This window comes from Metapseudomonas cellulosilytica (assembly GCF_049334135.1).
GTDB lineage: Bacteria > Pseudomonadota > Gammaproteobacteria > Pseudomonadales > Pseudomonadaceae > Metapseudomonas.
The window spans coordinates 162,743-187,015 of record NZ_JBHZGN010000002.1; the positions used below are offsets into that span (position 1 = coordinate 162,743).

General features: G+C 66.5%; 22 protein-coding genes. 3 read left to right on the top strand and 19 right to left on the bottom strand.

Features of this window, described 5'->3' with window-relative positions; translation table 11 throughout:
* Positions 1-46: 46 nt before the first annotated feature.
* Together ACFW0H_RS02880 and ACFW0H_RS02885 are read right to left on the bottom strand one after the other, a co-directional pair.
* The gene (locus ACFW0H_RS02880; RefSeq protein WP_422912390.1) at positions 47-3,163 is read right to left on the bottom strand and encodes an efflux RND transporter permease subunit; all 3,117 of its coding nucleotides are present in this window, start codon (positions 3,161-3,163) and stop codon (positions 47-49) included.
* Positions 3,164-3,169: 6 nt separating this feature from the next.
* Positions 3,170-4,273 (bottom strand): efflux RND transporter periplasmic adaptor subunit, encoded by a 1,104-nt coding sequence (locus ACFW0H_RS02885; protein ID WP_422912391.1) that lies wholly within the window; start codon positions 4,271-4,273, stop codon positions 3,170-3,172.
* Positions 4,274-4,365: 92 nt separating this feature from the next.
* On the opposite strand from ACFW0H_RS02885, the gene ACFW0H_RS02890 reads away from it, so the two are divergent.
* Entirely contained in the window at positions 4,366-5,001 is a 636-nt protein-coding gene (locus ACFW0H_RS02890) for a TetR/AcrR family transcriptional regulator (RefSeq protein ID WP_422912392.1), read from the top strand.
* 42 nt (positions 5,002-5,043) lie between these two features.
* On the opposite strand, the gene ACFW0H_RS02895 is transcribed toward ACFW0H_RS02890, so the two are convergent.
* The 7 genes from ACFW0H_RS02895 to ppc form a co-directional block, all read right to left on the bottom strand.
* Positions 5,044-5,823 carry a class I SAM-dependent methyltransferase gene (locus ACFW0H_RS02895; protein WP_422912393.1) on the bottom strand — a complete coding sequence of 260 codons (780 nt, stop codon included), beginning with the start codon at positions 5,821-5,823 and terminating at the stop codon, positions 5,044-5,046.
* A 95-nt stretch (positions 5,824-5,918) separates the two neighbouring features.
* Positions 5,919-6,746 (bottom strand): isocitrate lyase/PEP mutase family protein, encoded by an 828-nt coding sequence (locus tag ACFW0H_RS02900; RefSeq protein ID WP_422912394.1) that lies wholly within the window; start codon positions 6,744-6,746, stop codon positions 5,919-5,921.
* A 48-nt stretch (positions 6,747-6,794) separates the two neighbouring features.
* The gene (locus tag ACFW0H_RS02905; protein WP_422912395.1) at positions 6,795-7,649 is read right to left on the bottom strand and encodes a DUF72 domain-containing protein; all 855 of its coding nucleotides are present in this window, start codon (positions 7,647-7,649) and stop codon (positions 6,795-6,797) included.
* Complete coding sequence (locus ACFW0H_RS02910; RefSeq protein WP_422912396.1) at positions 7,649-7,990, bottom strand: hypothetical protein; 342 nt, start codon at positions 7,988-7,990, stop codon at positions 7,649-7,651. Before ACFW0H_RS02910 ends, ACFW0H_RS02905 begins: the two co-directional genes overlap by 1 nt.
* 104 nt (positions 7,991-8,094) lie before the next feature.
* Positions 8,095-8,775, bottom strand: coding sequence for a tRNA (adenosine(37)-N6)-threonylcarbamoyltransferase complex dimerization subunit type 1 TsaB (gene tsaB / locus ACFW0H_RS02915; RefSeq protein ID WP_422912397.1), 681 nt, complete (start codon positions 8,773-8,775; stop codon positions 8,095-8,097).
* Between the two features lie 86 nt (positions 8,776-8,861).
* Complete coding sequence (gene adk, locus ACFW0H_RS02920; protein WP_422912398.1) at positions 8,862-9,509, bottom strand: adenylate kinase; 648 nt, start codon at positions 9,507-9,509, stop codon at positions 8,862-8,864.
* Positions 9,510-9,671: 162 nt separating this feature from the next.
* Positions 9,672-12,308 carry a phosphoenolpyruvate carboxylase gene (gene ppc / locus ACFW0H_RS02925; RefSeq protein ID WP_422912399.1) on the bottom strand — a complete coding sequence of 879 codons (2,637 nt, stop codon included), beginning with the start codon at positions 12,306-12,308 and terminating at the stop codon, positions 9,672-9,674.
* Between the two features lie 203 nt (positions 12,309-12,511).
* Between ppc and ACFW0H_RS02930 the strand changes: the two genes are divergently transcribed.
* Positions 12,512-12,856 carry a pilin assembly protein gene (locus tag ACFW0H_RS02930; RefSeq protein ID WP_422912400.1) on the top strand — a complete coding sequence of 115 codons (345 nt, stop codon included), beginning with the start codon at positions 12,512-12,514 and terminating at the stop codon, positions 12,854-12,856.
* Positions 12,857-12,874: 18 nt separating this feature from the next.
* On the opposite strand, the gene cadR is transcribed toward ACFW0H_RS02930, so the two are convergent.
* Positions 12,875-13,342 carry a Cd(II)/Pb(II)-responsive transcriptional regulator gene (cadR, locus tag ACFW0H_RS02935; protein WP_422912401.1) on the bottom strand — a complete coding sequence of 156 codons (468 nt, stop codon included), beginning with the start codon at positions 13,340-13,342 and terminating at the stop codon, positions 12,875-12,877.
* A gap of 76 nt (positions 13,343-13,418) precedes the next feature.
* Here cadR and ACFW0H_RS02940 point away from each other — a divergent pair, with 76 nt between their 5' ends.
* Entirely contained in the window at positions 13,419-15,605 is a 2,187-nt protein-coding gene (locus ACFW0H_RS02940; RefSeq protein WP_422912402.1) for a heavy metal translocating P-type ATPase, read from the top strand.
* A 164-nt stretch (positions 15,606-15,769) separates the two neighbouring features.
* On the opposite strand, the gene ACFW0H_RS02945 is transcribed toward ACFW0H_RS02940, so the two are convergent.
* From ACFW0H_RS02945 to ACFW0H_RS02985, 9 genes are all read right to left on the bottom strand, one after another.
* Positions 15,770-16,276, bottom strand: coding sequence for an O-acetyl-ADP-ribose deacetylase (locus ACFW0H_RS02945; RefSeq protein ID WP_422912403.1), 507 nt, complete (start codon positions 16,274-16,276; stop codon positions 15,770-15,772).
* A 31-nt stretch (positions 16,277-16,307) separates the two neighbouring features.
* Positions 16,308-16,631 (bottom strand): hypothetical protein, encoded by a 324-nt coding sequence (locus ACFW0H_RS02950; protein WP_422912404.1) that lies wholly within the window; start codon positions 16,629-16,631, stop codon positions 16,308-16,310.
* On the bottom strand, positions 16,628-17,521 hold the full coding sequence (locus ACFW0H_RS02955; protein ID WP_422912405.1) for an alpha/beta hydrolase: 894 nt from the start codon (positions 17,519-17,521) through the stop codon (positions 16,628-16,630). Before ACFW0H_RS02955 ends, ACFW0H_RS02950 begins: the two co-directional genes overlap by 4 nt.
* A gap of 93 nt (positions 17,522-17,614) precedes the next feature.
* Complete coding sequence (locus ACFW0H_RS02960) at positions 17,615-18,904, bottom strand: flavohemoglobin expression-modulating QEGLA motif protein (RefSeq protein WP_422912406.1); 1,290 nt, start codon at positions 18,902-18,904, stop codon at positions 17,615-17,617.
* 7 nt (positions 18,905-18,911) lie between these two features.
* Positions 18,912-19,466, bottom strand: a complete 555-nt coding sequence (locus ACFW0H_RS02965; RefSeq protein WP_422912407.1) for a hypothetical protein — start codon at positions 19,464-19,466, stop codon at positions 18,912-18,914.
* A 57-nt stretch (positions 19,467-19,523) separates the two neighbouring features.
* On the bottom strand, positions 19,524-20,237 hold the full coding sequence (locus ACFW0H_RS02970; protein ID WP_422912408.1) for a TetR/AcrR family transcriptional regulator: 714 nt from the start codon (positions 20,235-20,237) through the stop codon (positions 19,524-19,526).
* Between the two features lie 196 nt (positions 20,238-20,433).
* The gene (gene lysS, locus ACFW0H_RS02975) at positions 20,434-21,936 is read right to left on the bottom strand and encodes a lysine--tRNA ligase (protein WP_422912409.1); all 1,503 of its coding nucleotides are present in this window, start codon (positions 21,934-21,936) and stop codon (positions 20,434-20,436) included.
* A gap of 81 nt (positions 21,937-22,017) precedes the next feature.
* Positions 22,018-23,113, bottom strand: a protein-coding gene (gene prfB, locus ACFW0H_RS02980) for a peptide chain release factor 2 (RefSeq protein ID WP_422912410.1) whose coding sequence is annotated in 2 segments (ribosomal slippage) — positions 22,018-23,040 and positions 23,042-23,113 — 1,095 coding nt in all. Because the reading frame shifts where the segments join, the coding sequence is not laid out codon by codon here.
* Between the two features lie 128 nt (positions 23,114-23,241).
* Positions 23,242-24,267, bottom strand: coding sequence for a diguanylate cyclase (locus ACFW0H_RS02985; RefSeq protein ID WP_422912411.1), 1,026 nt, complete (start codon positions 24,265-24,267; stop codon positions 23,242-23,244).
* Between the last annotated feature and the right edge of the window lie 6 nt (positions 24,268-24,273).

The following is a 24,273-nucleotide window of genomic DNA, read 5'->3' on the forward strand; positions in this document are numbered from 1 at the left end:
GACCGGAACGGCCATGAAAAAGGCCCCCGAAGGGGCCTTTTTTTTATCAGTGGCTGGGCTGGACGTCCGGCGCCACCACCGTTCGGGGCAGCTCCGCTTCCGCCGGCTTGACCCGGAACCAGGCGGCGTAGAGCGCCGGCAGGAACAGCAGGGTCAGGGCGGTGGCGACTATCAGGCCGCCCATGATGGCCACGGCCATGGGGCCGAAGAACACGCTGCGCGACAGCGGGATCATCGCCAGCACCGCCGCCAGGGCGGTGAGCACTATGGGGCGGAAGCGCCGCACCGTGGCTTCGATGATGGCGTGCCAGCGATCCAGGCCGGCGGCGATGTCCTGCTCGATCTGGTCCACCAGGATCACCGAGTTGCGCATGATCATCCCCGCCAGGGCGATGGTGCCGAGCATCGCGACGAAGCCGAAAGGCTGACGGAATACCAGCAGGAACAGGGTCACGCCGATCAGCCCCAGGGGCGCGGTGAGGAACACCATGGCCGAGCGCGAGAAGCTCCTGAGCTGCAGCATCAGCAGGGTCAGCACCACCACCACGAACAGTGGCATGCCGGCGTTCACCGACTTCTGCCCACGGGCCGAGTCTTCCACGGTGCCGCCCACTTCGAGCAGGTAGCCATCCGGCAACTCGGCGCGGATCGGGTCCAGGCTCGGCGAGATTTCCTTGACCAGGCTGGCCGGCAACGACTTGTCGTAGATGTCGGCGCGCACGGTGACGGTGGGCAGGCGGTTGCGATGCCAGATGATGCCTTCCTCGAAGCCGTACTCCAGGGTGGCGATCTGCGACAGCGGCACGCTGCGGCCGTTGTCCGTGGGCACCGCCAGGCTCGGCAGCAGGGCCAGCTCCTGGCGCTCGCGGATGGTGCCGCGCAGGAGGATCTCGATCAGCTCGTTGTCCTCGCGGTACTGGCTAACCGGCGCGCCGGTCAGCGAGCTCTGCAGGAAGCGCGACAGGTCGGCGGTGCTTACGCCCATGGCGCGGGCCCGGTCCTGGTCGATATTCAGCCGCACCACCTTGCTCGGCTCTTCCCAGTCCAGGTGCACGTTCACCACATGGGGGTTCTCGCGCACCTTGTCGGCCACCTTGCGGGCCAGGGCGCGGACTTCGTCTATGTGCTCGCCGGAGACGCGGAACTGCACCGGATAGCCCACCGGCGGGCCGTTCTCCAGGCGCGAGATGCGGCTGCGCAGGGTGGGGAAATCTTCATCCAGCACCCGGATCAGCCAGCTGCGGATCTCCTCGCGGGCCTCGATGGATTTGGCCAGCACCACGAACTGGGCGAAGCTGGCCGCCGGCAGTTGCTGGTCCAGCGGCAGGTAGAAGCGCGGCGAGCCGGTGCCGACATAGGCCACGTAGTTATCCACACCCGGGTGCTCGCGCAGCATCTGCTCCAGGCGCTTGACCTCGGCTTCGGTATTGGCCAGGGACGAGCCTTCGCCGAGCTTGAGGTCCACCATCAGTTCCAGGCGTCCGGAGGCCGGGAAGAACTGCTGGGGTACGAAGCGGAACAGCGCGATGGAGCCGATGAAAGCGACCAGGGTCAGCAGGATCACCGTCTTGCGCCGCCGCACGCACCACTCCACCACGCGACGGACGCGCTGGTAGAAGGGCGTCGAATAGGGGTCGTGGCCCTGGCCGCTGCCACCGTGCTTCTGCGCGTGGAGCCTGGCCAGGTCCGGCAGCAGGCGGTCGCCCAGGTAGGGCACGAACATCACCGCGGCGATCCAGGACACCACCAGGGCGATGGTCACCACCTGGAAGATCGAGCGGGTGTATTCGCCGGTGCCGGATTGCGCGGTGGCGATGGGCAGGAAGCCGGCGGCGGTGATCAGGGTGCCGGTGAGCATCGGGAAGGCCGTACTGCTCCAGGCGTAGCTGGCCGCCTTGAGGCGGTCGTAGCCCTGCTCCATCTTGATGGCCATCATCTCCACCGCGATGATCGCGTCGTCCACCAGCAGGCCCAGGGCCAGCACCAGGGCGCCGAGGGAAATCTTGTGCAGGCCGATGCCGAGGTAGTACATCAGGGCGAAGGTCATCGCCAGCACCAGCGGAATGGACAGCGCCACCACCAGTCCGGTGCGCAGGCCAAGGGAGAAGAAGCTCACCAGCAGCACGATAATCAAGGCTTCGGCGAGCACGCGAACGAACTCCCCTACCCCGGTCTTTACCGCCGCCGGCTGATCCGACACCTTGCGCAGCTGCATGCCGGCCGGCAGGTTCTCCTGCAGGCGGGCGAATTCGCTTTCCAGCGCCTGGCCGAGGACCAGGATGTCGCCGCCGGCCTTCATGGACACCGCCAGGCCTATCGCATCCTCGCCCATGAAACGCATGCGCGGCGCCGGCGGGTCGTTGAAGCCGCGGCGCACCTCGGCCACGTCACCAATGCGGAAGGTGCGGTCCCCCACGCGGATGGGGAAGTCGCGGATCTCCCTCACCGAATCGAAGCGGCCGGACACTCGCAGCTGCACACGGTCGCTTGGCGTTTCGAAGAAGCCGGCGGTGGCTACCGCGTTCTGTTCCTCCAGGGCCTGTTGCACCGCCGCGAGGGGCAGCCCCAGCGTGGCCAGCTTGGTGTTGGACAGTTCGATCCAGATCTTCTCGTCCTGCAGGCCCAGCAGCTCGACCTTGCCCACGTCCTTGACCCGCTGCAGCTGCAACTGGATGCGGTCGGCGTAGTCCTTGAGCACCGCGTAGTCGAACCCCTCGCCGGTCAGGGCGTAGATGTTGCCGAAGGTGGTGCCGAATTCGTCGTTGAAGAAAGGTCCCTGGATGCCCTGCGGCAAGGTATGGCGGATGTCGCCGATCTTCTTGCGCACCTGGTACCAGAGCTCGGGGATCTCGGCGGAACGCATCGAATCACGCGCCAGGAAGGTCACCTGGGATTCGCCGGGTCGCGAGAAGGAGACGATCCGGTCGTATTCGCCGGTCTCCATCAGTTTCTTCTCGATCCGTTCGGTGACCTGGCGGGCCACTTCCTCAGCGCTCGCCCCCGGCCAGTTGGTGCGGATCACCATGGCCTTGAAGGTGAAGGGCGGGTCTTCGCTCTGGCCCAGCTTGGTATAGGAAATGGCCCCGACAATGCCCAGCAGCAGCATGATGTAGAGGACGATCTGGCGGTTCTGCAGCGCCCAGGCGGAGAGGTTGAAGTTCACGGCGCCTTACTCCTTGGCCACCAGTTTCACCGAGCGGTTGGCTCGGTCCACCGGCCGCACCGGCTGCCCCTCGCGCAATACCTGGACGCCGGCGGCCACCACCCAGTCCTCCGGCTTCAGGCCTTCGAGGACCGGTACCCGGTCCTCGCCATAGGGGCCGACGCGTACCGGACGGCGCTGGAGGGTCGAATCCCTGGGATCAACCACCCAGACATAGGGTTGGCCAGCCTCGGCGGTCAGCGCCGAAAGCGGCACGGAAAGCGGCACTGCGCCGTTGTTGCGGATATATACGCGGGCGCTCTGGCCCAGCTCCGCCGGCGCCTTACCGTCGGCGAAGGCGACCCGCGCGGCGAAGGTACGCGACTGCGGGTCGGCCGCCGGCGCCAGCTCGCGGATGCGCGCCGGGAAGCGCTGGCCGGGCAGCGACCAGAGTTCCACCGCCACCTCCTGGCCGACCTTGAAGCGGTCGATGACATGCTCCGGCAGGCTGATCAGCACTTCACGCTCGCCGTCGGCGGCCAGGGTGAAGACAGTCTGGCCGGCGGCCACCACCTGGCCCACCTCGGCACGACGGCTGGCGATCACGCCATCCTGGGACGCCCGCAGCACGGTGTAGGCGGCCTGGTTGCTGGCGACATTGAACTCGGCCTTGATCTGCTTCACCCGCGCCTCGCCGGCGCGGTACTGGTTTTCCACGGTGTCGTACTGGGAGCGGCTGATCATCTGGCGCTCCAGCAGGGTGCGGTAGCGGTCGCGCTCGGCCTGCACCAGCTTGAGATTGGCCTCGGCAGCGGCGACCTGGGCACGGGTGGCTTCCAGTTGCAGGCGCACGTCCTGCGGGTCCAGCTCGGCCAGGGGCTGGTCCTTCTTCACCCGCGCGCCTATTTCCACCAGCCGTCGGGAGATCTTGCCGCCGATGCGGAAGGCCAGCTCCGGTTCGTAGCGCGCCCGCACCTCGCCCGGGAAGGTATCCACCGCATCCGCCGCCGGCTCCGGCTGCACCACCATGGCCGGACGTACCGCCTGCTGCACCGGTTCACCGTTGCCGCAGGCCGTGATCAGGAGGGAAAGGGACAGGGGCAGAACGAGGGGCAACGCATGGCGGAACATGATGAATGTCCTTTCGCGAAGAGCAGCTGGAATATTTATACTGCTGGGTATAGTAAAAATAGCAAACTCACCAGTCCAGTATTTAGATAGAAATGTCAGACAATTCATTTCCGACCAGCGGCCCGGGCCGCCCAAAAGATCCCGCGAAGCGCAAGGCGATTCTCGAAGCCGCCAAGAATCTCTTCCTGAGGAACGGCTACGACGGCAGCAGCATGGACGCCATCGCCGCCGAGGCCGGAGTGTCCAAACTGACCGTGTACAGCCACTTCACCGACAAGGAGACGCTGTTCTCCGCCGCGGTGAAGGCCAAGTGCGAGGAGCAGCTACCGGAACTGCTGTTCGAACTGCCGGCGGATGCCAGCATCGAGAGTGTGCTGCTGACCATCGGCCGCAGCTTCCATGAGTTGATCAACAGCCGCGAGTCGGTGGAGCTGCACCGCGTGATGGTGGCGGCGGCCAGCCAGAATCCGAAGCTGGCGCGGATGTTCTACGAGGCGGGACCACAGCAGGTGCTGCGGGAAATGACCGGACTGCTGACCCAGGCGAAGCAGGCCGGCAAGCTGCGCATCGAAGAGCCGGTGAACGCCGCCGAGCACTTCTTCTGCCTGATCAAGGGCGGACACAACTTCCGCCTGCTGATCGGCTACACCCCGCCACTGGGAGGCGAGGAAGCCGAGCGGCATGTGCGTGAGGTGGTGGAGCTGTTCGTCAGAGCCTATGCGCCTTGAAGACAGCCGGATGCCTGAATCCTGAAGCTGGACGCCAGGCTTCTAGCTTTTGGCTTCCAGCTTCTTCTTCGGATAGATGTCATAGCGGCTGGACTTGCCTTCCAGCGCAAAGCTCGGCTTGGCGCCGGCGATGATCGGCGCCTTGCGTGGGCGCTTGACCACGACCCGGTGGCTGGCCAGGGCCAGGGCGGCCTCCAGCAGCGCCGGGGCGTCCTGGTCGTCGCCCACCAGGGGACGGAACAGGCGCATCTCCTTCTTCACCAGGGCGCTCTTGTCGCGGTGCGGAAACATCGGGTCGAGGTAGATCACCTGGGGCGCCTCGCCCTGCCAACTGCGCATCAGCTCGATGGCATTGCCCTGCAGCAGGTGCATGCGCGCGGCGATGGCGGCCGTTTCCAGGTCCCGGGCAGCGCGGGCCAGGCCATCCTCCAACAATGCGGCGATCAGGGGCTGGCGCTCGATCAGGGTCATCTCGCAGCCCAGGGTGGCGAGCACGAAAGCGTCACGCCCCAGACCCGCGGTGGCGTCCAGCACCTGCGGGCGGATACCCGGCTGCACACCCACCGCCTTGGCGATCATCTGCCCGCTGCCACCGCCGAACTTCCGCCGGTGCGCGGCTGCGCCCTCGACGAAATCCACCCGCACCGGCCCGGGTGAGTCGAGGCCCAGCTGCAGCAACTGCAGGCCTTCGCTGCCCAGCTGCAGGGCGAAATCCGCCTCGCCCTCGCGCGCCAGCCCCAGGCGCGTGGCCCAGCCCTCCAGCGCCTCGGCGAATGCCGGCTCCAGTGCCTCGGCCCTCACCCTGACAGATTCTTCACTCATGAACGCACACGCCTGACCGGAAAAAACCCGCGCATTCTGCCAGAGCCGTCAGCCAGCGTCCCCTGGGCCCATGGGGAGATCACCGCCTTCGCGGCTCAAGTCCTGAACAGGTCGTTGATGCGGTCGAACGCAATGGCCTGCCCCATGGCCGCCAGGTCGCCCTGGCGCAGCGATTCGGCCGCATGGAAGAAGGCGCCGTAGGCGACCCGCGCCAGGGTGGAACCAACGCTCACCCGCTTGACCCCGAGCTCGGCCAGTTCGTCGAGTCCCAGCTTCAGGCTGGGCGAGCCCACCAGCACGTTCACCGGTCGCGGTGCCACCGCGTGCACCACTTCGCGAATCTGCTCCCGGGTGGTCAGTCCCGGCGCATACAGCACATCGGCTCCCGCCTCGGCGTAGGCCATCAGGCGGCGCAGGGTGTCATCCAGGTCGGGACGGCCATGGAGGTAGTTCTCCGCCCGCGCCGCCAGGGTGAAGGTGAAACCGAGGCTCCGGGCCGCTTCCACCGAGGCGCGAATGCGCTCCACCGCCAGCTCCAGGGGGTAGATGGGATCTGCCGCGCGGCCGCTGGCGTCTTCGATGGAGCCGCCCACCAGGCCGACACCGGCCGCCGCCCGGATGGTCGCCGCGCAATCCTCGGGGCGGTCGCCATAGCCATTCTCAAGGTCCGCAGCCACCGGCAGGGCCGTGGCTTCGACTATGGCGCGTGCATTGGCCAGGGCCTCGTCGCGGCTGACATTGCCCTCGGCGTCACGCCGACCCAGGGCGAAGGCCAGGCCGGCGCTGGTGGTGGCCAGGGCGGCGAACCCCAGATGCGCGAGCATCTTCGCCGAGCCAGCATCCCAGGGGTTCGGCAGGACGAACAGGCCAGGGGTGCGGTGCAGGGCGGCGAAGGCTTCACCGCGTTGTGCTTGGGAGGTCATGGCAGGCTCCGGAATCCATCGGCTGGGTCCGATAGCCTAGTCCAAGGTTCAGAGAAGGCCGAGTTGCTCGACTGGCGGCTGCGGCAAGGTCAGCTCCGGCAGCCCCGGCAGGCGCTCGCGCAGGCAGACGTGAAAGCGCAGGGCCTGGGCGGCGGCGAGGTGGTTGTCCGGCGTGTGCAGGAAGACGTTGGGCGACAGGCCCTGCTCGATCCAGCCTGCCACCTTGTCCAGCCAGGGTTCGAGGAAGGGCTGGTTGGCATCCAGGTCCGGCCCGCCGATGAAGCGTAGCTGCGGGCTGGCGCTGAACGCTGTGGGCCGCACCGGCACCCGCGGCTTCTTCGCTTGCGCGTGGAGCACCGCCGGGTCCCGCGAACGGCAGCTGAACAGCGCCCGCGAATCCAGGCAGATGCGCTCGACGCCGCGCTCGTGCAGCAGGCGGTTCAGTGCCCGTTCGGCATCGCCCTTGTCGAAGAAAGCCGGGTTGCGCACTTCCACCGCGATGGGCTGCTGGCTGAACTCGTCCAGCCAGCATGCCAGTTCGCCCAACCGGTTCGGCCCGAAGGCCGCCGGCAGCTGCAGCCAGAGCGGCGCCAGGCGGGACCCCAGGGGGGCGAGCAGTTGGAGGAAGTCCCGGGTGGCGGCGAACTGGTCGCGCAAGTCGCCTTCGTGGCTGATGTCCCGTGGCACCTTGGCGCAGAAGCGGAAATGCCCCGGCATGGTCTGGGCCCAGCGTTGCAGGGTGTCGGCCGATGGCCGCGCATAGAAGGTGGTATTGCCCTCCACCGCGTTGAATACCTGGCAGTAGTGGCCCAGGGTGTCCGCAGGACGCAGGTCGGCGGGGTAGAAGCTGCCGCGCCAGGCCAGCTCGTTCCAGGACGGGCAGCCCAGGTGGTAGGGCAACATCAGGCGTAGAGGTCGAGGCCGAGGACTTCGGGCGCGTCGGTTTCGACGGCGAAGCGGGCGGTGCTGCTGTAGCTGGCGATAGCCTGGGCGGCACGATTGCTGATGGTGCGCTGCTGCATCAGGTCCTGCGGCCGCACCGGCAGGCTGTCGCCCGGGGCGTTGCCGGCCTGGACGCGGCGGGCCTGGGCCGCCTGCTCATGGCCCTGGGTCGAGGCCGGCGTGGCTGGCTGCTCACGACGGACCTCTTCCTCGCGCTGGACTTCGCGAAAAGGCGTGGCCGCGCTGCCCTGGCGGGGGCTGCGCTCCAGCGGATAGGAAGAGGTGAAGCCATCGATGCGCATCGGTTACCGCTCGGCCATGCTGGCGTTTTGAGATGATCGCCCCTGAAATCTAGTCGCCCCGCTCCAGCTTGGCAATCCGAAGCATGGGGCGGATCGGCGCAATTCTACTGTGGCGCCTTGGGCGTGGCGACGTTGTCGCGCAGATACACCGGCTGCGCCTGGTCGGCGGGCAGGCCTTCGCCCCGCGCCCAGGCGAAACGGGCAAGGGTCAGCAGGTCCTCGGCATGGGGCAGCAGGTCCGGGCTCTGGCCGGTGACAGCGACGGGAATCCGCGGGGCGAAGGTGCCCCAGCCGGTGCCGGCGCCATACCATTCGCCGCTGGCGTCGCGCGGCAGCGCCGCGCGCTCCGGTGGCAGCACGGCTTCCACCCCGGCCAGGCGCATCTCGCCGGCTTCCAGCCGATAGCAGCCCCAGTAGACCTCATCCATGCGCGCATCGATGGCGGACGCGACCTGGTCGACGCCTTGTTCGCGGTGGGCACGCTGGGCCAGCACCGCCAGGTCGGACACCGGCAGTACCGGGCGATCCAGGGCGAAGGCCAGGCCCTGGACCACACCGATGGCGATACGCACGCCGGTGAAGGCCCCCGGACCACGGCCGAAGGCGATGGCGTCCACCGCCGCCAGCGGCACACCGGCCTCACCCAGCAGCGTCTGGATCATCGGCAGCAGGCGCTGGGCGTGCAGGCGCGGGATCACCTCGTAGTGGCTGAGCACCTTGCCATCATGCAGCAGGGCGACGGAGCAGGCTTCGGTGGCGGTATCCAGGGCCAGCAGAGTGGTCATCGAGAAGTCCAGGCGCAAGAAAAAAGGCGGGCATTATAAACGCCAACGGCCCGCAAGCGGGCCGTTGGTCAGATACGGGCTGCGACTCAGCTGAGGGCAGCCAGGACCTTGCCGGTGATTTCATCCACCGAACCCACGCCGGCGATGGCGCTGTACTTCGGGGTGCCTTCGGCGGCGGAGAGCTGCTGGTAGAAGTCCACCAGCGGCTTGGTCTGGGAGTGGTAGACGGCGAGACGCTTGCGTACGGTCTCTTCCTTGTCGTCATCGCGCTGGATCAGGTCTTCACCGGTCTCGTCGTCCTTGCCGGCGACCTTCGGCGGGTTGTGCTCGGTGTGGTAGACGCGGCCGGAAGCCGGGTGCACACGGCGACCGGCGATGCGGCTGACGATTTCCTCGTCGTCCACGGCGATTTCCACCACGTGGTCGATGCTCACGCCGGCTTCCTTCATGGCTTCAGCCTGAGGGATGGTGCGCGGGAAACCGTCGAAGAGGAAGCCATTGGCGCAGTCGGGCTGGGCGATGCGTTCCTTGACCAGGTTGATGATCAGCTCGTCGGAAACCAGGCCACCGGCATCCATCACGCTCTTGGCCTTCAGGCCCAGCTCGGTACCGGCCTTGACCGCTGCGCGCAGCATGTCGCCGGTGGAAATTTGCGGAATGCCGAACTTCTTGGTGATGAAGCCGGCTTGAGTACCTTTGCCGGCACCAGGGGCCCCCAGCAGAATCACGCGCATCGATGTGCTCCTCAAAGATTTTGTTTTCAGATTGGTCGGATTCGCCTCATGGGGCCAATCTCAGAATAGGGTTTTCGGCGTCGCTGACGGGCCAAAAGGACGTTCAAGATACACAGCGCCCCTATAGCGCACAAGACGCCGGAAGTTGGAGGAAAACCGGCCTCAACCGGTGTTCCTCAGCCCCGCCGCGATGCCCGCCACGCTCACCAGGAGGGCCTGTTCCAGAGGACCCTCGGCATGCTGTTCAGAGCGTCTGGAACGGGCCAGGAGCTCGGTCTGGAGCAGGTGCAGCGGGTCCAGGTAGGTGTTGCGCACACTGATGGCTTCACGGGTCTCCGGACTCTGCGCCAGGAGCTCGGACTGGCCGGTCAGGGCCAGTACCGAAGTGCTGGCCTGCGACAATAGGTCGCGTAACTGCGCACCCAGGGATTTCAGCTCCAGAGGCACCAGCCGATCGTCGTAGAGCGCGGCGATATCGCTGTCGGCCTTGGCCAGGACCATCTCCAGCATGTCGATGCGGGTGGCGAAGAATGGCCAGCGTTCTCGCATCCGCGCCAGCAGCGGGGTTTCGCCGCGCTGCCGGGCGTTGGCCAGGGCAGCCTCCCAACCCAGCCAGGCCGGCAGCATCAGGCGGGTCTGGGTCCAGGCGAAGATCCAGGGGATCGCCCGCAAGCTCTCCACCCCGCCCGCGCGGCGCTTGGCCGGGCGGCTGCCCAGGGGCAGCCGGCCCAGTTCCTGTTCCGGGGTGGCCTGGTGGAAGTACTCGACGAACTGCGGATGCTCGCGCACCACCGCGCGGTAGGCGGCCACGCCGTCGGCGGCCAGGCGATCCATGGCTGCGCGCCAGGCCGGCTCGGGTTCGGGAGGCGGCAGCAGGGTCGCCTCCAGCACGGCGGCCAGGTAGGTGTTGAGGTTCTGTTCGGCAATGCCGGGCAGGCCGAACTTGAAGCGGATCATCTCGCCCTGCTCGGTGGTACGGAAACGTCCCGCCACCGAACCCGGCGGTTGCGACAGGATCGCCGCATGGGCCGGGCCACCGCCGCGCCCGACGGTACCACCGCGGCCATGGAACAGCAGCAGTTCGACCTGGTGCGCGCGGCAGATTTCCACCAGTTGCTCCTGGGCCCGGTACTGCGCCCAGGCCGCGGCAACCGTGCCGGCGTCCTTGGCCGAGTCCGAGTAGCCGATCATCACCTCCTGCGGCCCGTGCAACCGGGCGCGGTAACCCGGCAGGCGCAGCAGCCGGTCGATGGCAGGTCCGGCGTGGTCCAGGTCGGCCAGGGTTTCAAAGAGTGGCACCACACGGATCGGCCGTTGCAACCCGGCTTCCTTGAGCAAGAGTTGCACGGCCAGCACGTCCGAGGCTGAGCCGGCCATGGAAATCACGTAGGACCCGAGGGACGCCGCCGGCGCATTGGCCACCACCCGGCAGGTGGCGAGCACCTCGGCGGTATCGGCCGAGGGCCGGTAATGCGGCGGCAATAGCGGGCGACGGTTGTCCAGTTCGCGCTGGAGGAAGGTCAGGCGGTCTTCTTCGTCCCACTCGGCGTAGTTGCCCAGGCCCAGGTAGTCGGTGATCTCGCCCAGGGCCGCGGCGTGACGGGCAGCGTCCTGGCGGATGTCCAGGCGCACCAGGAACAGGCCGAAGGCGGCCGCGCGACGCAGGCAATCGAGCAGCGCGCCATCGGCGATCACGCCCATGCCGCAGGCGTGCAGCGAGTGGTAGCAGAGTTCCAGGGGCTCCAGCAGTTGGCTGTTTTCATGAAGCACCGAGGGACCTGGCGATACCTCGGCGTCCAGGGCCGCCTCGGCCCAGGCACGGGTAGCGCGCAGGCGTTCGCGCAGTTGCTTGAGCACAGCGCGATAGGGCTCGGGATGGACGCCCACCCGCACCCGCAGCTCGTCGCTTGCCTGCTGCATGGACAGCTCGGCGGCCAGGTGGTCGACATCGCGCAGATAGAGGTCGGCAGCCATCCAGCGCGCCAGCAGCAGTACCTGGCGGCTGACCGCAGCGGTGACGTTGGGGTTGCCGTCACGGTCGCCGCCCATCCAGGAGGCGAAGCGCAGGGGCGCGGCGGTCAGTGGCAGGCGCAGGCCGGTCGCAGCCTGCAGGACCTGGTCGACATGCCTGAGCACGTTGGGCAGGGCGTGCCAGAGGGAATGTTCGATCACCGCGAAGCCCCATTTGGCCTCGTCCACCGGGGTCGGCCGGCTGCGGCGGATTTCCTCGGTGTGCCAGGCTTCGGCGATCAGCCGCAGCAGCCGCCGACGCACGCGCTCGCGCTCGGCTTCGCTGAGGTCGGCGTGGTCCTGCGCGGCCAACTGGGCAGCCATGGCGTCGTACTTCTGGATCAGGGTGCGGCGAGCCACTTCCGTGGGGTGGGCGGTCAACACCAGCTCGATTTCCAGGCGCCCCATCTGCCGGGCCAATTGCTCCGGGCCATGGCCGGCGGCCAGCAGGCGCTGCAGCAGATCGCCGAGTACGCGGTCCTCGAACGGCAGCGGTTCATTCGGACCACGACGGCGGATGCGGTGGTACTGCTCGGCGATATTGGCCAGGTTGAGGAACTGGTTGAAGGCACGGGCCACCGGCAGCAGTTCGTCTTCGGTGAGGCCGTCAAGGGTCTCGATGAGCTGTCGCTCGCCCTGGGCAGACCCCTTGCGCGCGGCCTTGGCGCCCTTGCGGATGCGCTCGATCTTGTCGAGGAAGGCCTCGCCCATCTGGGCGCGGATGGTGTCGCCGAGCAATTCGCCGAGCAGGTGGACATCTTCGCGCAGGCGTGCATCGATTTCGGCCATTTGCGTATCCCCGTAACGGATTCCGACCTCCAGATTGCCCAGCGCGCCGTATAGATACAAGAGCGCGACGAACGGCGTATCCAGCCGCGTTCGCAAGCTAGTCTGAAGATTAGCCGCCATCACGAATGACGACTCCCGGGCGGCAGAGATCGCCCGGTGCTTCGCAGCCACCCACCACCACGTGGGAAGAGGATGAGGTGTCTATGAAGATCCGAGAACTGGTCCGCCATTGGGAGCAGAACGCCAAGGGTCGCCTGACCCGCAGCGAATACAGCATTCACCTGGACCTGGAGTCCGCCGCCCGCCTGGCAGCGCTGGCCGAGATGTACCCCAAGCGCAGTGTCGAGGAACTGATCGGCGAGCTGGTGGGCGCCGCACTGGAAGAACTGGAAGCCAGCTTCCCCTACGTCAGGGGCAGCCAGGTGGTCGCCACCGATGAGCAGGGCGACCCGCTCTATGAGGACATCGGACCGACGCCGCGCTTCCTGGCCCTGTCACGCCGTTACCTGCAACAGCTGAGCGACCAGCGCGACAGCACTAACCACTAAGGGCAGCCGCGTTCGGTCTCATCCTCTGCGATGCACGCCCGGTACGTGCAGGTGGCCGGCGTGCGCGCACTCCTCGCTGGTCACCGGCGGCGGTCCCGGCTGCTCCAGCTCGCGGAGAATGGCACAGGCCTCGCTGGCGCCGTGCCCGCTGCAGCGCGCCTGCAGGTCCCGCAGCTGGCCGCGCAGGGATTGCAGCTCGGCGATGCGCACCTCCACATGGTGCAGGTGTTCGTCGATCAGCCGGTTGGCGGTTCCGCAATCGGCCTCGGGGCGATCGCGCAGGGCCAGCAGCGCGCGGATTTCCTCCTGGGTCATGTCCAGCGAGCGGCAGTGGCGGATGAACGACAGCCGCTCCACATGGGCCACGTCGTACTGCCGATAGTTGCCCGCGCTGCGTGACGGCGCGGGGAGCAGGCCCTCGCGTTCGTAATAACGGATGGTCTCCACCGGGCAGCCGGTGAGGGTGGCCAGTTCGCCGATCTTCATTGCCTGCCTCCGCTTGACTCTGTAGTTGCTACAGGGTGTGCAATGGCCATCGATGCGTCAAACAGGAATTGACCCCATGAGCCAACATTGCTGCCACAACCATGACCACGCGCCCCGCTCCGCCACACCGGACCTGGCGGGCATTGCCGCCACCGCCGAGCCGCGCTGGAGCAACCTGCGCATCGATGCCATGGACTGCCCCACCGAGGAACGCCTGATCCGCGATGCCCTGGGCAAGGTCCCGGCCATCGAAGCGCTGGAATTCAACCTGATGCAGCGCCTCTTGCGGGTGCGCCACCGTTTCGACGACCTGGAGCCGCTGCAGCGCCTGATCGAAGGCCTGGGGATGCAGGCCGTACCCCTGGCCGAAGATGCCTCCACCAGCGCGCCGGCCGCGGTTAAGAAGCCCTGGTGGCCGCTGGCCCTGGCTGGCCTCGCCGCACTGGCGGCCGAAGCCTGCGAATGGTTCGAGCTCGCCCCCCAGTGGCTGGTTGCCGCCCTGGCGATCCTGGCCATCCTCGGTGCCGGCCTGCCCACCTACCGCAAGGGCTGGATCGCCCTGAAGAACCGCAACCTGAACATCAACGCGCTGATGAGCATCGCCGTCACCGGCGCCCTGCTGATCGGCCAATGGCCGGAAGCGGCCATGGTCAGCGTGCTCTTCGCCATCGCCGAACTGATCGAAGCCCGCTCTCTGGAGCGTGCGCGGGATGCCATTCGCGGTCTGCTGCAGCTGGCCCCCGTGCAGGCCACGGTATTCGAGGGCGGCCAATGGCGAGAACGCCCGGCACGCGAGGTGCAGCCCGGTACCCGCCTGCGGGTGCGTCCCGGTGAGCGCATTGCCCTCGACGGCGAAGTGCTGAGCGGTCGCTCCAGCGTCAACCAGGCGCCTATCACCGGCGAAAGCCTGCCGGTGGAGAAGGACCTGGGCGACCCGCTGTTCGCCGGCACCATCAACGGCGAAGGCGAGCTGGAATACCGCGCCACCCGCGCCGCCGACGACAGCACCCTGGCACGCATCATCCACGCCGTGGAGGCCGCCCAGGGTTCGCGGGCGCCGACCCAACGCTTCGTTGACCAGTTCTCGCGCATCTATACGCCAGTGGTGATCCTGATCGCCGTGTTCACCGCCCTGCTGCCGCCCCTGCTGCTGGACGGCCTCTGGCTGGACTGGCTGTACCGCGCCCTGGTACTGCTGGTGATCGCCTGCCCCTGCGCCCTGGTGATTTCCACCCCGGTGACCATCGTCAGCGGCCTCGCGGCGGCGGCCCGGGGCGGCATCCTGATCAAGGGCGGAGTGTTCCTCGAACAGGGTCGCAAGCTGGGCTGGGTGGCCCTGGACAAGACCGGCACCCTCACCGAAGGACGCCCGCGGCAGACCGACTTCGAACGGCTGCAGGAAGCCGAGCGCGATCCCCGTGCCCTGGCCGCAAGCCTCGCCGCCCGCTCCGACCACCCGGTGTCCCAGGCTGTGGCCCGTGCCGCCGAGGCCGATGGCATCGCCCTTTATGCCGTGGATCGTCTGGCCGCCCTTCCCGGCCGTGGTGTCACCGGCCTCATCGAAGGCCGCAACTACCACCTGGGCAACCACCGGCTGATCGAAGAACTCCGGATCTGCTCCGAAGAGCTGGAAGCGCGCCTGGACGCCCTGGAGGCCCAGGGCAAGACGGTGGTGGCCCTGTGCAGCGAAGACGCAGTGCTGGCGCTGTTCGCCGTGGCCGACACGGTGCGCGACAGTAGCCGCGAGGCCATCGGCCAACTCCATGAGCTGGGGGTGAAGACCCTGATGCTCAGCGGCGACAACCCGCACACGGTGCAGGCCATCGCCAGCCAGGTCGGCATGGACGACGCCCGCGGCAACCTGCTGCCGGAGGACAAGCTGGCCGAGATCGGCCGGCGCCAGGCGGGCGGCGCTGTGGTGGGCATGGTCGGCGACGGCATCAACGACGCCCCGGCCCTGGCCCGCGCCGATATCGGCTTCGCCATGGGCGCGGCCGGCACCGACGCCGCCATCGAAACCGCCGGTGTGGCCCTCATGGACGACGACTTGCGCAAGCTGCCGCGGTTCATCCGCCTGTCCCGTCGTACCCACGCGGTGCTGATGCAGAACATCAGCCTGGCCTTGGGGATCAAGGCCGTGTTCCTGGCGCTGACCCTGATGGGTGAAGGCACCCTGTGGATGGCAGTGTTCGCCGATATGGGCGCCAGCCTGCTGGTGGTGTTCAACGGGATGAGGTTGTTGTCGGTGAAGTCGTTGTGGTGATGGAGGTCGGAGCTGCCGGATGCAACCCTCACCCCCGGCCCCTCTCCCGGAGGTAGAGGGGTGACTCGCGCCGGCAACGAAATACCACAGTCAGACTAACGCACGGACAGCCCCCTCTCCCTCTGGGAGAGGGCTGGGGTGAGGGAAGGTCGGCCTGACTGGATCTACCCTTCTCCCAGCACCTCGCGATAAATCCGCACCATATCCGCCCCAAACGCCACCAGCAGCGCCTCCTTCAGGCTGCTGCCCGCCGGCCTGGGCCGCTTCAGCTCCGCCACGGCGATCCTCGCCGCCTCCTCCAGCGGATAGCCATAGACCCCGCAACTGATGGCCGGAAAGGCGATGCTGGCCAGCCCTTCGGCTTCGGCCAGGGCCAGGCTGTTGCGGTAGCAGCCGGCGAGCAGTTCGGGTTCACGATGGCTACCGCCGTGCCAGACCGGACCCACGGTGTGGATCACGAAGCGCGCCGGCAGGCGGAAGCCCGGAGTGATGCGCGCCTCGCCCGTGGGGCAGCCACCGAGGGTGCGGCAGTGGGCCAGGAGTTCCGGGCCGGCGGCCCGGTGGATGGCGCCGTCGACACCCCCGCCGCCCAGCAGCGAGGAGTTGGCCGCGTTGACGATGGCGTCGACGTTCAGGGTGGTGATATCGCCCTGCCAGATACTGATGTCCATGTGACGTACCTCCATTCCGGAGGCTAGTCCCTTAACGGACTTCCTGCGGGGTTTCCTGGCCCATGCAGCGAACCGCTTTCTTCCTGTTGTCCACCAGCACGCCGGTCAGGCCCTTCTGCTGGGTGTCGAACAGCACCAGCACGCCGTCGATGCACTGGGCGACCTGGGCGGCGGGCTCCAAGGAGACCTTGTAGTCTTCGCCGGGCATGGTCTTGAGCATGGTGAACTCGTTCAGCAACAGGGCGTCCTCGGGTTTCGCGAAGTGCAGGTAACCGTAGTACCAGAGCACCGCCACGGTGCCGACGATGCTGCCGATGCCGGTGAGGATCAGCGGGATGGGATTGCGTTCGCTCATTGGGGACTCTCTGTATTCGGGACTTCGGCCAGCCGGCGCAGCCCGACGTAGCCCGTCGGGTCTTCGAGGTAAAGCAGCATCACCTTCCGCCAGGTGGGGTCGGCGAAGGTCTGCACATGGCCACCGCGGACCGGCTGGAACACCCGCGGCGGGGGCGCAGCTTGATACAAGCGCACACCGTTTGAAAAGGGCACCACCGGATCATCGATGCTGTGGTAGATCAGCATGGGCAGGCCTTTCAACCGGCCGATGGAGCGGATGGCGCTGTCGCCATCGGGCACCAGCCAGGACAGCGGCACCTGCAGCGGCCAGGTGATCCAGGCGTTGGAGAGGCTGTACTGCGCCACATCGCGGTAGCTTGCGGGCACCCCGTCCAGCACCAGGGCCTTGAGTCGACTGCGGTTTTCGGGGTGCTCGGCGAGGTAGTGCACCGCCAGGGCGCCGCCGATGCTCTGGCCGAGCAGCACCAGCGGCTTGCCTTGCACTTCCGGCGCCTGGCCGAGCCAGGCGAAGGCGGCATCGATGTCCTGGTAGATCTCCGGCAGGCTTGGCGAACCCTCGGAGTGCCCATAGCCCCGGTAGTCCAGCAACAGCACCTGGTAGCCCTGGGCCGGCAGCCACCAGCTGCCTCCCAGGTGGCTGGCGACGTTGCCGCCATTGCCGTGCAGGTGCAACACGGTGCCCTTGACCTCGACACCCGGCTTGGCCGGCAACCACCAGGCGTGCAGGCGCGTGCCGTCGGCGGCGGCGAGATCGATGTCGCGGTATTCCAGCTTCGCCCGCTCCGGCGTGAAGGCCAGGTGGCGGTCGGGGTAGAACAGCAGGGCGCTGCAGCCTTGCAGCACCAGTGCGAAGAGGATCAGCAGGAGGCGGGAACCGGGCATGTGCATTTCCTTCCTGAAAACATCACAGGCCAGCCCTGCGGGCTGGTTGGCGAATGAATTCGCCCCTACAGGGCCGGCGCAGGGGCGCCCACCTGGCGATCAAAGGATATTGGCGTAGTCCGCCTCGATGCGCTCCAGGCTCAGGTGGTTGAGGAAGTTGGAGAAACACATCCAGGCCGACAGCGCATTGAGGTCGCGGAACTGTGCTGGCAGGTACTTGGGCGGCACCACCAGGCCCTCGTCCACCAGTTGGCGCAGGGTGCGGGTGTCTTCCAGGGTCGTCTTGCCACAGAACAGCAGCGGGATCTGTTCCAGCTTGCCCTTGCGCACGGCGAGCTGGATGTAGTTGTAGATCAGGATGAATCCCTTCAGGTAGGACAGGTCCTTGGTGAAAGGCAGGCCACCCGGCAAAGAGCCACGGAAGGCGCGGCTGGCGCTGCTGTAACTCTCCTCCATGCTGTAACCCTGCTCGCGGTAGAAGTGGTAGACCTCGAGGAAATCGGCGCCCTCCTCCGCCATGTGGATGGCGCGGGTGCGGTTGGTCAGCTTGCGCAGCCGGGTCGGGTAGGAGGCGAAGGCGATCACCTCCATCAGGATCGCCAGGCCTTCCTGGGTCACAGTGGAGGACGGCGGGCCCTTGGCGAGGAAGGTGCAGATCGGCTGGTTCTGGCCATTCAGGGTGGTGCCCACGTGCACCAGCCCCTCGTGGACCTCCAGGGCGCGCACGTCGCGCTCGTTGAACATGGCGTCGGCGCGGATCTTGATGTAGTCGGCGCCGGCGGCGGCGTCGGCGACTATGCCGTCGGACTCGATCACGCGGATGGTGTCATCGCCGAACACCGAGCCCAGCCGGCTCTGCAGCAGGTCTACCGCGTCCTTGGCGGTAAGGGTCTTCGCCTCGTCCTTGAGGTCGCCACGGTGGGCGATGTTGTTCAGGTAGTCGGAGAGCATCAGGCCGAGGTCAGCCAGGGTCGGGTCGCCGGCGTGGAAGGCATCGGACGCCGCGCCGTAGAGCTCCTGGGAGATCAGGCCGAAATCCGCGGTGCCGCGCGCTTCGAGCATGCGGATCACCATGCGGTACTCCTTGCACATGCGCCGCATGATCTGCCCCACCGGGTTGAACTGGCCCAGATGGCGGGTGATGTCGCGCTCGATGTTCTGGAACTCCAGCTTCTTTTCCACCGAGTCGAAGGCCAGCGGGCGGCTCTCATAGTAGGCGCGGTCCACCGGGGGCATGGCCTTGCCCTTGTGCTTGAGGAAGCCCTGGCGGACGCTGTCGTCCCATTTCACCGCGTCCAGCACACGAATCGGCGTCTGCGCCTGGACGATGCGGTCGGACAGCGCGCGGATGGTCTTCTGGTAGTCGTCCGGCAGCTTGCGACGGGTCATCGGCTGCTCACTCCTCGGCGGCGCGCTGGTAACGCGCCACTTCGACGAAAACGTCGGAGTTGGCCGGATCGTCCAGCCAGGCGAACACGCTATCCAGCGGGCTGGTGATGAGCACGCCGTCGCCTTCGGGCGTATCCACCATCCGGCCCTGGAACTTGCCGCCCTGCACTTCCTGTTCGATGCGTTCGATGTCCAGGTTGTAGACCACCAGCTCGTTGTCGGTGGTCAGCTCGAAACCGGCGATGGCGAAATTGTTGCCCAGCCGCTTCGGCACGCCGGCGGACAGGTACCAGCGGCGGCCATGGTGGGCGACGGTGAAGCCGAACTCCTCCATGCCCTCCAGGTTGTCCTTGCTGCCCTCGAAGCTGCGTGCCTTGTACAGGTTGGAGCCGGCGCGGCTGATTTCCAGATACTGCCGCTCGCCCCATTCGTCCTTGCGGGTCCAGTCCCCGAGAAGGGGAATGGGAGCCGGCTCGTTGGCCGGGATCGGGTCCTTGAAGGTGACCAGGCAGCCGCCCAACAACAGGAAGGACAGGGCAACCACGGCACGCCAGACAATCATCTCGCTCTCCTTGTGATAACGAAAAACCCCGCTGCAGCGGGGTTTGAATCTACGCGCCTAGAGTCCCATCACCAAGTACAGGTAGCGCTTCAGGACGGCTCGCATTTCGTCGATGTCGAGGTTTTCCACGCCGTCGAGCAGGCCCTGATATTCCATCCGCAGAATCACAGCCGTCAACACCTTGGCGTCTTCGGCAGGCTCGGCCGAGCCCAGTACCTGGAAGAAATGCTCCGCGCCCTGCGAGAGTATCCTGCGGTGTGCGTCAGCAAGATTACGGAGGCCGGAATTGAGTAGCGCTTCCTGACGGAAAGCGTGTTCAGCCAACAACTGGTCGCGGTTCTCCTCCAGTTGGCTGCGCACGTACTGGATGGCCAGTTCGACGATCTGGTCGGTCATCGAGCGGCGCGAATCGCCGTCGCGGCTGAGCACTGCGGCCATGGCCTGGAGGTCATCCTCCACACTGGCCCAGAAGGCCGCCATCACCGCCGAGCTGCGCTCGACGAACTGGGCGAAGGTGTCCGTGATGAGGTCGTTGATGTCCTTGAAGTAATAGGTGGTGGCCGACAGCGGCACCTGGGCCTCCGCGGCCACCGCGCGGTGGCGCACGGCGCGCACGCCGTCACGGATGATGATGCGCATGGCGGCATCGAGGATCGCCTGGCGGCGCTGCTCGCTGCCCTGGCGGCTGGCCTTGCGACCCTGGTACTTCACGCTTTCGGCAACCGCGCTGGCCACGCGCGCGGCACTGTCACTGCGGGACGACTGGTTCAAGACAGGAAACCCTCCGAACTCACTCAAGGTGAAAGTGTTGACCATTTATCCGGCTAATCAATGCAGGAGCTGGTAAGAAAAGGCTCAGTCCTCCCTGACGAGCGTCTACCTGGAGTGGCGTTGCCCGGCAAAGGTTCAATCGCCGGGCTCCGGCCAAGAAAAAACCGCCCTAGGGCGGTTTTTTCTCACTCCGTCGTCAAGCCTCGGGCCGCATGTGCGGGAACAGGATGACGTCACGGATAGACGGCGAATTGGTCAGCAGCATCACAAGGCGATCGATACCAATGCCTTCGCCGGCGGTGGGCGGCATGCCGTATTCCAGGGCGCGAACGAAGTCAGCGTCGAAATGCATGGCCTCGTCGTCGCCGGCATCCTTGTCCTTGACCTGCTGCATGAAGCGCTCGGCCTGGTCTTCGGCGTCATTGAGCTCGGAGTAGGCGTTGGCGATCTCGCGGCCGCCGATGAACAGCTCGAAGCGGTCGGTGACGCTCGGGTCCTCGTCGTTGCGGCGAGCCAGCGGCGAAACCTCGAAGGGGTACTTGGTGATGAAGGTCGGCTGTTCCAGCTTGTGCTCCACCAGCTCCTCGAAAATCATCACCTGCAGCTTGCCCAGGCCCTCGAAGCCGAGCACCTTGGCGCCGGCCTTCTTGGCGATCTCGCGAGCCTTGTCGATGTCCTTGAGGTCGGACTCAAGGATGTCCGGGTTGAACTTGAGGATGGAGTCGAACACCGACAGGCGCGCGAAGGGCTCGCCGAAATGGAACACCCTGTCGCCGTACGGCACGTCGGTGGTGCCCAGGACCAGCTGCGCCAGCTCGCGGAACAGCTCCTCGGTGAGGTCCATGTTGTCTTCGTAGTCGGCGTAGGCCTGGTAGAACTCGAGCATGGTGAACTCGGGGTTGTGCCGGGTCGAAACGCCTTCGTTACGGAAGTTGCGGTTGATCTCGAAGACCTTCTCGAAGCCACCGACCACCAGGCGCTTGAGGTACAGCTCCGGCGCGATGCGCAGGAACATGGCCATGTCCAGGGCGTTGTGGTGGGTCTGGAAGGGCTTGGCCGCGGCGCCACCGGGGATGGTCTGCAGCATCGGCGTTTCCACTTCGAGGAAGTCGCGCTCGGCGAGGAACTTGCGGATGTGGCTGATGATCCGGGTGCGTACGCGGAAGGTGTCGCGCACTTCCTCGTTGACGATCAGGTCGACGTAGCGCTGGCGGTAACGCTGCTCGGTGTCGGTCAGGCCGTGGTGCTTGTCCGGCAGCGGGCGCAGGGACTTGGTCAGCAGGCGGACATTGGTCATCTCGACGTACAGGTCGCCCTTGCCGGAACGGGCCAGGGTGCCCTCGGCGGCGATGATGTCGCCCAGGTCGTAGTGCTTGACCGATTCCAGGGTCTCGGCGGGCAGGGTCTTGCGGTTGACGTAGACCTGGATGCGCCCGCTCATGTCCTGGATCACCATGAAGGCGCCACGGTTGAGCATGATGCGACCGGCGACCTTGACCGGGATGGCTGCGGCTTCCAGTTCTTCCTTGGTCTTGTCGACGTACTGCTTCTGCAGGTCCGCGCAGTAGTCTTCGCGGCGGAAGTCATTGGGGAAGGCGTTGCCCTGCTCACGGACGGCGGCAAGCTTTTCCTTGCGCTGGGCAATCAGCTTGTTTTCTTCCTGTTGCAGTTCGTGCTGGTCGAGTTGTTGGTCGCTCATGGTCGTTCTATCTGCCTGGCGTATCTTCAAATGGGTTTTCGGCAGGAGCGAACCGGCTCGCTCCTGCAAAAGTGCGGCGTGTCAGAGGCCCTGCTTCAGGCTGGCTTCCAGGTATTCGTCCAGGTCGCCGTCCAGCACCTTGTCGCAATCGCTGCGCTCGACGCCGGTGCGCAGGTCCTTGATCCGCGACTGGTCGAGAACGTAGGAGCGGATCTGGTGGCCCCAACCGATGTCGGACTTGGTGTCTTCCAGCGCCTGCGAGGCGGCAGTGCGCTTCTGCATTTCCTGCTCGTACAACTTGGCCCGCAGCATCTTCATGGCGGTGTCCTTGTTGGCGTGCTGGGAGCGTTCGTTCTGGCACGCCACCACGGTGTTGGTCGGCACGTGGGTGATACGCACCGCGGAGTCGGTGGTGTTCACGTGCTGACCACCGGCGCCGGAGGAGCGGTAGGTGTCGATGCGCAGGTCCGCCGGGTTGATCTCGATCTCGATGTTGTCGTCGATTTCGGGCGAGGCGAATACCGCGGTGAAGGAGGTGTGGCGACGGTTGCCGGAGTCGAAGGGGCTCTTGCGCACCAGTCGGTGCACGCCGATCTCGGTGCGCAGCCAGCCGAAGGCGTACTCGCCCTTCACATGGACAGTGGCGCCCTTGATGCCGGCGACTTCGCCTTCGGACAGTTCGATGATGGTGGCGTCGAAGCCGCGCTTGTCGGCCCAGCGCAGGTACATGCGCAGCAGCATGTTGGCCCAGTCCTGGGCCTCGGTGCCGCCGGAGCCGGCCTGGATGTCCAGGTAGGCGTTGTTCATGTCCATCTCGCCGCTGAACATGCGGCGGAATTCCAGCTTCTCGAGGATCTCGCGCAGTCGCCCGACTTCAGTGGCGACGTCGTTCACCGCGCCTTCGTCGTTTTCCTCGACCGCCATGTCCAGGAGATCCCTGGAGTCGGCGAGGCCGCTGGTCAGGTCGTCCAGCGTCTCGACGATCTGCGCAAGCGTGGCGCGCTCGCGACCGAGATTCTGGGCGTACTCGGGGTTGTTCCAGACGTTAGGGTCTTCGAGCTCGCGGTTTACTTCGACTAGGCGATCATGCTTTTGATCGTAGTCAAAGATACCCCCGAATGGACAGGGTGCGATCGGAGAGGTCCTTGATGCTGTTCAGGATCGGGTTGATTTCCATGGCTGGAAGCGCTCGCTGGCAAAACTTTCGGAAAAGCCAGCGAGTATACCCGAGTCGCCAGATACCGGCAGCATGCCAGCCGAGATTTGCCCGACACGGCGACGCACGGGCGCGCCGCCAATCGCCCGTCAGGGGTTGGGGTTGTCCGCCACCATGGCCACCTGGTTGCGGCCATTGTTCTTGGCCTGGTAGAGGCCCTGGTCCGCCATGTCCACCAGCACCAGCGAGGCCTGGCCGGCCTTGGGCGTGAGGGTGGAGACGCCGATGCTGACGCTCAGCCGCGACCCCGGTGCCGGCACATCATGGGGGATGGCCAGCGCCTCGATGCTGCGCCGCACCTTCTCGGCCAGCAGGCGTGCGCCGCCAGCGGCGGTCCCCGGCAGCACCATGGCGAACTCCTCGCCGCCGTAGCGCGCCGCCAGGTCGGTGGAGCGGCTGCAGGCGCCGCGAATGGCGTCGGCCACGCGGCGCAGGGCGTCGTCGCCAGCCACGTGGCCGAAGTTGTCGTTGAAGGACTTGAAATGGTCGACATCGATCATCATCAGCGACAGTTCGCTCTGCTCGCGCAAGGCGCGGCGCCACTCCATGTCCAGGTACTCATCGAAATGGCGACGGTTGGACAGGCCGGTCAGGCCGTCGGAGTTCATCAGCCGCTGCAGCACCAGGTTGGTTTCCAGCAACTGCTGCTGGCTTTCGCGCAGGGCGCGGTAGGCCTCATCCCGCTGTTGCAGCGCGACATAGGAACGCGAGTGGTAACGGATGCGCGCCACCAGTTCGATGGCATCGGGCAGCTTGACCAGGTAATCGTTGGCCCCGGCGGCGAAGGCGGCGCTCTTGACCGTGGGCTCCTCCTTGGTCGACAGGACGATGATCGGCACGTCGCGCAGCGCCGGCACCTTGCGATACTCGGCCAACAGGCTGAGGCCATCGACGCCGGGCATCACCAGGTCCTGGAGGATGACCGTCGGCTTGACCTGCAAGGCGATGGCGACGGCCTGCAGCGGGTCGGCGCAGAAATGGAAGTCGATGCCGGGCTCGGCAACCAGCGCGCGGCGCACCGCCTCGCCGATCATGGCCTGGTCATCCACCAGCAGGACCATCGCCGACGTCTCCGCGGCGGTCATGTCCGTGTGGCTGCGATAGGGGTATTGCATAACGCT